The sequence below is a fragment of the Agromyces mediolanus genome (genome assembly GCF_014648575.1).
GTDB lineage: Bacteria > Actinomycetota > Actinomycetes > Actinomycetales > Microbacteriaceae > Agromyces > Agromyces mediolanus.
The window spans coordinates 1,303,424-1,313,410 of record NZ_BMRJ01000001.1 but is presented as its reverse complement, the minus strand read 5'-3'; the positions used below and the strand labels follow the sequence as shown (position 1 = coordinate 1,313,410).

Genomic DNA, 9,987 nt, shown 5'->3' with positions numbered 1-9,987 from the left:
CGCCGATCATCGGCGGCAAGGTCGTGCGCGGCATGGCCGACGCGTGCCTCGCCGCGATCGGCGTGGAGACGGATGCCGCGGCGGGCTACGCCTCCGTGCGCGCCGCCGCGCGGCGGCGGAGCAGCACGAGCAGCACGATCGCGACGACGATCAGCAGCAGCGCGACGCCGCCCCAGATCAGCCACGGGCTGACGCCGGCCGTCTCGGCGACCTCGGCGCTCCCGGCATCCGTGCGCTGCACCTCGCCGTCGTCGGTGGCGACGGCCGGGACCGCCACCCCGCAGTCGGCCGGCAGGGTGAGGCTGAACGTCACCGGGTCGAGCTCCTCGCCCGCGGCGTAGGTGCCGAAGGCGGCGGCGCCCTGCTCGGTGAGCACGGCCGGCACGTCGCTCGCGGCGAGGGTGGTGCCGTCCACGGCGAGGCCCGACAGTTCGAGCTCGGCGAAGCGCACGCCCTTCGCCTCGACGGGCGCGCCGTCCTGCGTGGTGCCCGTCACGTCGAGCAGCAGGTACGCCTCCTCGGCGCTCGCGAACTCGAGCTTCGGGTTCGCGATCGTCGTGTCGAGCGCGCCGTCGTGGCCGGTGAACTCGACCGAGCCGGGGAACGCCACCACGCCGCGCAGGGTCTTCGCGTCGATCGGGCCGGTGCCGCCGGTGAAGGCGAAGCGGCTGTCCCGCTCGCTCGCGCCCGTCACGGTCCACGTGCCGTTCGCGATGCCGCTCTCGAGGTACTGCAGGAAGCTCGCCTTGAAGCCCCAGTCGAGCGTGCCGTCGGTCACGAGGCACTGGTTCGCGACCACGGCGACGGTGAACACGACGCCCTTCGAGATCGAGCCCTGGAAGGTGAGCGTGTGCTCGCCCGGCTCGAGCCCGGCGGGCAGCGAGCCCGTCCAGGTGACGACGCCGTTCGCGTCGGCCGTGAGGTTCTCGGCCAGCACGGTCGGCGTCGAGTAGACGACGACCATGATGCCGGTCTCGTTCGGCTCGAAGCCGTCGACCGAGATCGTCACCGGCTTGCCCGCGACGAGGTCGGCGAGCACGGCCGGGGGGAGCTGGATGCCGCTGGTCGCCGGAGGCGTGAGCGGCACTGGCTTCGCCGCGGACGCCGGCGCGGCCGAGGCCGTGGTGCCGGTGCTACCCGCGGGCGCGGCACCGGGGGTGCCGATCACCACCGTGATCGGATCGAGCGGTTCGCCGGCGCCGTAGTAGCCCTGGAACGCAGCCGCACCGGCCGCGGTCAGCGTGGCGGGGGCGCCGGCGAAGCGGGTCGCGCCGCCGACCGTCGACTTGGCGGCTGCGCCGAGATCGACCGTGGCGAGGTCGACCCGGGCGCCGTTCGCCGTGACCTCGAGCACCGCGCTCGTCGCGCTCGTCACGCGGAGCGTCGGGTTCGAGAAGCTCAGGTCGAGGATGCCGCCGTGCCCGGTGAAGCGCACCGAACCGGCGTAGTCCGCCGTGCCCGTGCCGCTCGCGGCGTTGAAACTGCCGCCCGTCTGGCCGAACTGGAACACGCCGCCGGCCTGCGTCGCCCCGGAGCCGACGGTGATCGAGCCGCGCGCGGTGGAACCGGTGATGTAGGCGCGGAACTTGGAGCTGACGCCCCAGCTGAGCGAGCCGCTCGCGACCGGGTTGGTCACCGGCGGCTTCGGGTCGACCGGGGGCTTCGGGTCGACCGGAGGCGTGACCGTGCCGCCCTTCACCGTGATCGCCGCGAAGGCGTCGAGCGAACGGTCGGTCCCGGACAGCGAGTGCGCCGCCGACGAGGCGACCGTGTAGCGCTTCTTCGCGTCGAACTTCCCGGCGGGCACCGTCAGCTCGATCGAGAAGGCGCCGTCCACGATCTCGTGCGGCTTGACCCAGCCCATCGCGAGCCAGCCCTCGGCGACGAGCGGGCCCTGACCGGCCCAGATCGTCGCGTCGCCGAGCAGCACGTACGCGCCGTTCGCCGCGCCGGCACCGGTGTAGCCCGTGCCGCTGACCGTGAAGGTCTGCTCCTTCGAGGCATCCACGTCCTTCGACGGGGTGACCGTGAGCTTCGGGTTCGGCGCGTCTGCCTTCAGCGTGATGGGTGCGAAGGCGTCCATGGTGCGGTTGAAGACCGAGAGTCCGTGCGCGGCCGAGGTGGCCACCGTGTAGCGCTTGGCCGGGTCGAAGGACTTGGCGGGCACCTTCAGTTCGACGGTGAACGCGCCGTCGACGATCTGGCTCGGCGTGACCCAGTCCATCGCGGTCCAGCCGTCCGCGACGAGGGCCCCGTCCCCGGTCCAGATGGTCGCGTCGCCGAGCAGCACGTACACCCCCTGCGCGGCCCCGTCGCCGAGGTAGTTCGCGCCGGTGACCGTGAAGGTCTGCGCCGCGTTCGGGTCGACCTCGGTCGCCGGGGTGACGGTGAGCGTCGGCTTCGGCTTCACCGGAGCGATCGTGATCGGCGCGAAGGCGTCGAGCGAGCGGTCGGTGGCCGACAGCGCGTGCGCCGCCGAGGAGGCGACGGTGTACGCCTTGGCCGGATCGAACGACGTGGCGGGCACCTTCACGTCGATGCTGAACGCCCCGTCGACGATCTGGCTCGGCTTCACCCACGCCTGCGCGAGCCAGCCGTCGGCGACGAGCGGACCGTCACCGGTCCAGATCGTCGCGTCGCCGATGAGCACGTAGGCGCCCATCGCCGCACCGGCGCCGAGGTAGCCGGTGCCCTTCACCGTGAAGGTCTGCTCGACCGTCGAGTCGACGTCCTTCGACGGGGAGATCGTGAGCTTCGGCACCGCGGGTGCGGCGGCGAACTCGATCGGGGTGAACGTCTCGAACCCGGCGTGCTTCGCCCCGCCGCCCGAGTACGTCGCGATGCCATAGTTCCCGTCGGCCAGGGCCTTCTCGAACTCGCGCACCGTCAGCTCGACCCGGAACGAGCCATCCGCCTCGATCGCGACCGCGCCACGCGCCGCCCCACCGATCGTCGCGACATCCTCCGGGTTCACGACCCACTTCTGCGAATCCACGACCCGCGCCGACGACGGCGCGCCGACGCTCGGCTGCCACACGTCCAGGAACGAGCCGAACACCACGTACGCGCCACCGAACTTGCCCGCCAGCGGCGGACGCGCGCCATCCGTCGACGGCGACACCGGCGAGAACCCGGTCCCCGTCACCGTCACGACCTCACCGGCCGCATCCAACCCCGTCGTCTTCGACACCGACACCGTCGGCACCACCGGCTGCTTCACGGTGATGGGGGCGAAGGCGTCGAGCGAGCGGTCGGTGGCCGAGAGCTCGTGCGCGGCCGACGAGGCGACCGTGTAGCTCTTGGCGGGGTCGAAGGCGCCCGCGGCGATCGTGATCGACTTGGTGAAGGCGCCGTCGACGATCTCGCGCGGCATCACCCAGCTCTGCGCGAGCCAGCCCTCGGAGACGAGCGGGCCCTCACCGGCCCAGATGCCGGTCTCGCCGATCAGCAGGTAGGCGCCGTTCTTCGCGCCCTCGCCGACGAAGCCGGTGCCGGTCACCGTGAACACCTGCTGCACCGCCGGGTCGACATCGTTCGCCGGGGAGATCGTGAGCTGCGGCGCCGCGGCCGCGAGCGGCGCGGCAGCGGGGGCGTCGCCGGCTGGCGCGGGCGGCGTCTCGGCGAGCGGCGCGGTCTCGGCCTCCGGCGCGGTCTCCGTCGCCGGGGCGTCCGGCGCGGGGGATGCCTCGGGCGAACCCGACCCCGCCGCGTCGCCCTCAGCGCTCGAGTCCGCGGGCGCGGCCGGCGCTTCCGCGACGAGCGGAGCCGGCGACGGCGTCGCCTCCTCGGCGAGCGCGGGGCCCGTCGACATGAGCGAGCCGCCCGCGACGAGCAGGGCGGCGAGCCCGCTCGCGAGCCAGCGGGTCACTGTTCCGGCGCGGGTCGCCGGTCGAGCGGTGGTCGGTGACGGTGTCTTCACGACGCGGTCCTCCAGGCATGACGAAGCCGCGCGGCGCACGTCGGCGAGCGCGGCTTTCAGTGGTGGTGATCGGGGGAAACCAATTGAGGTTAGGCTTGGCTAAGACGAACCTATGCCTCGCACTGACGCCCTGTCAATATTGAGGGTAGGCTAACCTCACTCTGATGACCTCACGCACCAGCCCCCGCTCGGCGCGCACGCGCCTCGCCGCTCTCGCGACCCTCGCCGTCGTGCTGCTCAGCGGGTGCGCCACCGGCGCTGCAGCCGGGCCCGCGGCCGTCGCCCCGAACTGCGTCGATGCCGAGGTGCCCTTCGCCGAGCTCGCCATCGAGCAGACCCCGCGCGAGACCGTCGGCGAGTCCACCGCCTGCCTCGCCGACTCCGCCCTCCCGGTCGTCGAGAGCGACGAGCAGCCGGCCCTGCCGGTCACGGTCACCGACGCGAAGGGCAACGAGGTCACGGTCGAGGATGCCTCACGCATCCTCCCCCTCGACATCTCCGGCTCGCTCGCGGCGACCGTCTTCGGTCTCGGCCTCGGCGACCGCGTCGTCGGCCGCGACGGCTCCACCGGCTTCGCGGAAGCGGCCGAGCTGCCCGTCGTCACCCACGGCGGCCACAGCATCACCGCCGAGGCGATCCTCGCGCTCGATCCGAGCGTCGTCATCACCGACACCACGCTCGGCCCCATCGACGTGCTCGACCAGCTCCGCGACGCCGGCATCCCCGTCGTGCTCACCACCTCCGAGCGCAGCCTCGACACGATCGACGTGCTCATCGAGCAGGTCTCGACCGCGCTCGGCGTGCCAGAGCGCGGCGCTCTGCTCGCCGCCCAGGTCGACGAGGAGCTGGCGCGCACGACCGCCGAGATCGCCGCCGCGGTGCCGGCCGATCCCGAGGTGCGCCCGCGCGTGCTGTTCCTCTACGTGCGCGGCTCCGCCAACGTGTACTACCTCTTCGGCGAGGAGTCCGGCGCCGACGCCCTCATCGAGGCGATCGGCGGGGTCGATATCGCCGGCGAGATCGGCTGGAAGGGCATGCGCCCCGTCACCGCCGAGGCGCTCGTGGCCGCGCAGCCCGACGTCGTGCTCCTCATGACCGACGGACTCGAGTCCGTCGGCGGCGTCGACGGCCTGCTCGAGCGGGTGCCCGCCCTCGCCTCGACCCCCGCGGGCGAGCACCGCCGCTTCGTCGACATGGCCGACACCGAGATCCTGAGCTTCGGCCCGCGCGCCCCGCACATCGTCGAGGCGCTGGCTCGCGCGGTGTGGGCGCCGACGCAGTCCGGCCCGCTGCCGTGACCCGCACCGCCGAGGCGGGCACGAGCGACGCTGGCACGAACCGCGCGCCGCTCGACTCCGTCACCGCGCCGCCGAGCGGCCGGGTGACGCTACGCACCCGCCGCACCCTGCTGTTCACCGGGCTCGCCCTCGGCCTCGTCGTCGCGGCGGTCGTCGCCGCGGGCACCGGCCAGCTCGCCATCCCGCCCGGTGAGGTGTGGGCCTCGATCCTGCGCGGCCTCGGCCTCTCGAACGCCCCCGAGACCGTGCCGAACGCGGACTCGGCGCTCTGGAACATCCGCTTCCCCCGCGTCGCCATGGCCGTGCTCATCGGGGCGGCCCTCGCCGTCGCGGGCACCGTCATGCAGGCGATCTTCGCGAACCCGCTCGCCGAACCCGGTGTCGTCGGCGTCTCCTCGGGCGCGGCGCTCGGCGCCGCGAGCGCGATCGTCTTCGGCTGGACCGCCGCGGGCGACCTCGTCACCGCGGGCGCCGCCTTCGTCGCCGGACTGCTCACGACCCTGCTCGTCTACTTCACGAGTCGGGCGGGCGGCCGCACCGAGGTCGTGACCCTGCTGCTCACCGGCATCGCGATCAACGCCTTCGCGGGCGGGGCGCTCGCGTTCCTCACCTTCCTGGGCGACTCCGGCTCGCGCGAGGAGATCGTGTTCTGGCAGCTCGGCTCGCTGAACGGCGCCCGCTGGCAGGAGGTCGCCGTGATGCTGCCGCTCATCGCGGTCGCGATCACCGGAGCGCTGCTGCTCGGCCGCACCCTCGACCTGTTCTCCCTCGGCGAGCGCGGCGCCCGGCACCTCGGCGTGCGGGTCGAGGCCGTGCGGATCACCTCGATCGTGCTCGTCGCCGTCCTCGTCTGCTCGGCCGTCGCCTTCGCCGGCATCATCGGTTTCGTCGGCCTCATCGTGCCGCACCTCATGCGCATGGCGATCGGGCCGGCGCACCGGCCGCTGCTCATCGCGAGCGCGCTCGGCGGCGCTCTGCTGCTCCTGCTCGCCGACCTCGCGGCGCGCACCCTCGTACCCATGGCGGAGCTGCCGATCGGCATGCTCACCTCGCTCATCGGCGGTCCCTTCTTCTTCTGGCTGCTGCTGCGCACCCGCCGCCGCTCGGGAGGCTGGGGATGACCCGGCCGGCCGCGCTCGAGGCGCGCAGTCTGTGCGTCGAGATCGACGGCGCCCGGCTGCTGCACGACGTGGACTTCGCCGCGCACGCGGGCCGGGTGCACGCGCTCATCGGCCCGAACGGCGCCGGCAAGTCGACCCTGCTCGCCGCCCTGTCCGGCGACCTGCCCGCCGCGAGCGGCGAGGTGCGGCTCGGCGACGCCCCGCTCGCCGGCCGCAGCCCGAAGGCGCTCGCCCGCGAGCGCGCGGTGCTCACGCAGGACCACCGCGTCTCCTTCCCGTTCCCGGTGCGCGAGGTCGTCGCGATGGGCAGGCACCCCTGGGCGAGGAGTCCGGAGGCAGAGCTGGACGACGCGATCGTCGACGACGCGCTCGCGGTGACGGATGTCTCGCACCTCGCGCACCGCACGGTGCCCTCGCTCTCCGGCGGCGAGCGGGCCCGCGTCGCGCTCGCCCGGGTGCTCGCCCAGCGCACCCCCGTGCTCATGCTCGACGAGCCCACTGCGGCGCTCGACCTCAAGCACCAGGAGGACGTGCTGCGGCTCGCCCGCTCGCACGCGCAGCGCGGCGACACCGTGCTCGTCGTGCTGCACGATCTGAACCTCGCCGCGGCGTACGCCGACGACATCACGCTGCTGCGCGGCGGGCGGGTCGTCGCCACCGGCGCCCCCGCCGAGGTGCTGACGGCCGAGCGGATCGAGGCCGTCTACGGGCAGGCCGTCGAGGTGCTGCCGCACCCGAGCACGGGCGTGCCGCTCGTGCTGCCGATCCGCTGACGCGTGGTTCCCCGAGCCCGTCCTGGTTCCCCGAGCCGTCCTGGTTCCCCGAGCCCGTCGAGGGGCGGGGTGGTTCCCCGAGCCTGTCGAGGGGATCGCCGCTTCGACAAGCTCAGCGAACCATGGGGCCTCGCTTCGACAGGCTCAGCGAACCAACGCTTCGACAAGCTCAGCGAACCAACGCTTCGACAAGCTCAGCGAACCAACGCTTCGACAGGCTCAGCGAACCAGGGGCTCAGCGCACCGCGATGACCGGCACGTGCCCCGCGAGGTCGGCGCGCTGCCCGGAGGCGTGCACCCGCCCGCTCGCCCGCGCCTCGTCCCACGAGGCGCGGCCGGTGGCGAGGCCGAGCCAGGTCGAGGCATCCGTCTCGACGACGTTCGGCGGCGTGCCGCGCGTGTGGCGCGGCCCCTCGATGCACTGCACGGCGCCGAACGGCGGCACCCGCACCTCGACCGTGCCGCCGGGCGACAGCTCGGCGAGCAGCTGCAGGGTGTAGCGGACCGCGAGCGCGAGCACCGGACGCGCGGTGCCGTCGCCGTCGCGCGCCCACTCCGCGACCGCGTCGCGTCCTGCGATGTCATCGATCCTCGCCCGTGCCATCCCGCCATTCTCCCTCGCGGTAGCCTGTGGGGGTGAAGATCCTCGTCCTCGGCTCGGGCGCGCGCGAGCACGCCATCATCCTCGCCCTGCTCGACGAGGAGGCCGGTCACGAGATCGTCGCGGCCCCCGGCAACGCGGGCATCGCGGGCTCGCCGACCGACTCCGCGCGCGGCAGTGTCACGACTATCGCGCTCGACCCGACCGACCCCGCCGTCGTCACCGACTACGCGCGCGAGCACGGCATCGAGCTCGTCATCGTCGGCCCCGAGGCGCCGCTCGTCGCGGGCGTCGCCGACGCGCTCCGCGCCGCCGGCCTGCCCGTCTTCGGCCCGAACCGCGAGGCCGCCGCGCTCGAGGGCTCGAAGACCTTCGCGAAGCGCATCATGGACGCCGCGAACGTGCCGACCGGCCGCGCCGTGCGCGCCGCCGAGCTCGACGAGGTCGCCCGCACGCTCGACGAGTTCGGCGCGCCCTACGTCGTGAAGGCCGACGGGCTCGCCGCCGGCAAGGGCGTGCTCGTCACCGAGGACCGCGACGCCGCCCTCGCGCACGCCGCGCACTACCTGCAGCAGGGCCCAGTGCTGGTCGAGGAGTTCCTCGACGGACCCGAGGTCTCGCTGTTCCTGCTCTCCGACGGCGAGCACGTGCTGCCGCTCTCCCCCGCGCAGGACTACAAGCGCCTGCTCGACGCCGATCAGGGCCCGAACACCGGTGGCATGGGCGCCTACTCGCCGCTGCCCTGGCTCGCCGGCGCCACGAACGGCCGCGGCGACGTGTTCGGCAGCGAGGAGACCTTCGTCGACGAGGTCATCGAGTCGATCGCCCTGCCGACCGTGCGCCAGCTCGCCGCCGAGGGCACGCCGTTCGCCGGGCTGCTGTACGCAGGCCTCATCCTGACCAGCCGCGGCATCCGCGTCATCGAGTTCAACGCCCGCTTCGGCGACCCGGAGACGCAGGTCGTGCTGCCCCGCCTCGCGACGCCGCTGTCCGGGCTGCTGCTCGCCGCCGCGACCGGCGGACTCGGCGGGCTGCCGAAGCCCGAGTTTCGCCCCGAGGCGGCCGTCACGGTCGTGCTCGCGAGCGAGGGCTACCCCGAGCGGCCCGAGACGGGTCGCGCGATCGAGGGCATCGACCAGGCCGCCGAGGTGCCCGGCGTGCACCTCGCACACGCCGCGACCGCCGTGGCCGCCGACGACGAGGCCCCCGGGCTCGTCGCGACCGGCGGCCGCGTGCTGAACGTCGTCGCCGTCGGCGAGGACTTCGCCGAGGCCCGCCGCCGCGCCTACGACGCCATCGGACGCATCCGCCTCGACGGCGGGCAGTACCGCACCGACATCGCGGCCCGCGTCGCCGACTGAGAGAGGCCCGACGGATGACGAACGCCCCCGAACTGCCCGGCTGGCAGCACGTCTACTCCGGCAAGGTCCGCGACCTCTACGTGCCCGCGGCCACGCCCGACGACGACGACACGTGGACAGGCGATCCGCTGCGGCGCTCCCCGATCGTGCTCGTCGTCGCGAGCGACCGGGTGAGCGCCTTCGACCGGGTCCTCGACCCCGCCATCCCGGGCAAGGGCGCGCTGCTCACCGAGCTCACGCACTGGTGGTTCGAGCAGCTGCCCGAGGTGCCGAACCACCTCGTGCAGCCCCACGACGACCGCTTCGAGGTGCCGCCCGTGCCCGCCGAGGTCGCCCCGCGGGCGACCGTGTGCCGCACGCTCGACATGTTCCCGGTGGAGTGCGTCGTGCGCGGCTACCTCACCGGCGGCGGCTACCAGGAGTACCTGCAGACGGGCGCGATCGGCGGGATGCCGCTGCCCGCGGGCCTCTCCGACGGCGACAAGCTGCCCGAGCCGGTGTACACCCCGGCGTGGAAGGCGCCGGTCGGCGAGCACGACGTGAACGTGTCGTACGAACGCACCGTCGAGCTGGTCGGCGAGGTCGTCGCCGAGCAGCTGCGCACCATCTCGCTCGAGGTCTTCGCGAAGGCCTCCGCGATCGCCGAGGCGCACGGCGTCATCCTCGCCGACACGAAGTTCGAGTTCGGCGCCGACCGCGAGACGGGCATCGTCACCCTCGGCGACGAGGTGCTCACGAGCGACTCGAGCCGCTACTGGGATGCCGAAGCGTACGCCCGCACCGACGCCCCGCTCGCCGAGCGGCTCGCGAGCTTCGACAAGCAGATCGTGCGCGACTGGCTGAGCGCCAACTGGGACCGTTCCGCCGGGCAGGAGCCGCCCGCCCTGCCGCAGGACGTCGTCGAGCGCACCGCC

At 73.6% G+C, this 9,987-nt stretch carries 7 protein-coding genes; 5 read left to right on the top strand and 2 right to left on the bottom strand.

Annotation, left to right across the window (positions count from 1 at the left end; genetic code table 11):
* Positions 1-85: 85 nt before the first annotated feature.
* A complete protein-coding gene (locus IEY71_RS06280) occupies positions 86-3,919 on the bottom strand; it encodes an HtaA domain-containing protein (protein ID WP_189084396.1) in 3,834 nt (1,277 codons plus the stop codon).
* A 164-nt stretch (positions 3,920-4,083) separates the two neighbouring features.
* On the opposite strand from IEY71_RS06280, the gene IEY71_RS06275 reads away from it, so the two are divergent.
* Genes IEY71_RS06275 through IEY71_RS06265 form a run of 3 tightly spaced genes read left to right on the top strand, consistent with a single transcriptional unit; the run spans position 4,084 to position 7,111 of the window.
* Complete coding sequence (locus IEY71_RS06275) at positions 4,084-5,217, top strand: heme/hemin ABC transporter substrate-binding protein (protein WP_189084395.1); 1,134 nt, start codon at positions 4,084-4,086, stop codon at positions 5,215-5,217.
* On the top strand, positions 5,214-6,338 hold the full coding sequence (locus IEY71_RS06270; protein ID WP_373292246.1) for a FecCD family ABC transporter permease: 1,125 nt from the start codon (positions 5,214-5,216) through the stop codon (positions 6,336-6,338). The genes IEY71_RS06275 and IEY71_RS06270 overlap by 4 nt, the downstream gene beginning before the upstream one ends.
* The gene (locus IEY71_RS06265; RefSeq protein WP_189084394.1) at positions 6,335-7,111 is read left to right on the top strand and encodes a heme ABC transporter ATP-binding protein; all 777 of its coding nucleotides are present in this window, start codon (positions 6,335-6,337) and stop codon (positions 7,109-7,111) included. Before IEY71_RS06270 ends, IEY71_RS06265 begins: the two co-directional genes overlap by 4 nt.
* Positions 7,112-7,346: 235 nt before the next feature.
* Here the strand turns inward: IEY71_RS06265 and IEY71_RS06260 are convergent, their stop codons facing one another.
* The gene (locus IEY71_RS06260; RefSeq protein WP_189084393.1) at positions 7,347-7,715 is read right to left on the bottom strand and encodes a sterol carrier family protein; all 369 of its coding nucleotides are present in this window, start codon (positions 7,713-7,715) and stop codon (positions 7,347-7,349) included.
* Positions 7,716-7,747: 32 nt separating this feature from the next.
* Here IEY71_RS06260 and purD point away from each other — a divergent pair, with 32 nt between their 5' ends.
* The gene (gene purD / locus IEY71_RS06255; RefSeq protein ID WP_189084392.1) at positions 7,748-9,073 is read left to right on the top strand and encodes a phosphoribosylamine--glycine ligase; all 1,326 of its coding nucleotides are present in this window, start codon (positions 7,748-7,750) and stop codon (positions 9,071-9,073) included.
* Between the two features lie 14 nt (positions 9,074-9,087).
* A partial coding sequence (locus IEY71_RS06250) for a phosphoribosylaminoimidazolesuccinocarboxamide synthase (RefSeq protein ID WP_189084391.1) occupies positions 9,088-9,987 on the top strand: 900 nt, incomplete at its 3' end.

Excerpts from the sequence above, each read along its gene's own strand:
- IEY71_RS06265 (WP_189084394.1), top strand. The coding sequence starts at position 6,335 with ATGACCCGGCCGGCCGCGCTCGAGGCGCGCAGTCTGTGCGTCGAGATC.
- IEY71_RS06260 (WP_189084393.1), bottom strand. The coding sequence starts at position 7,715 with ATGGCACGGGCGAGGATCGATGACATCGCAGGACGCGACGCGGTCGCG.
- IEY71_RS06275 (WP_189084395.1), top strand. The coding sequence starts at position 4,084 with ATGACCTCACGCACCAGCCCCCGCTCGGCGCGCACGCGCCTCGCCGCT.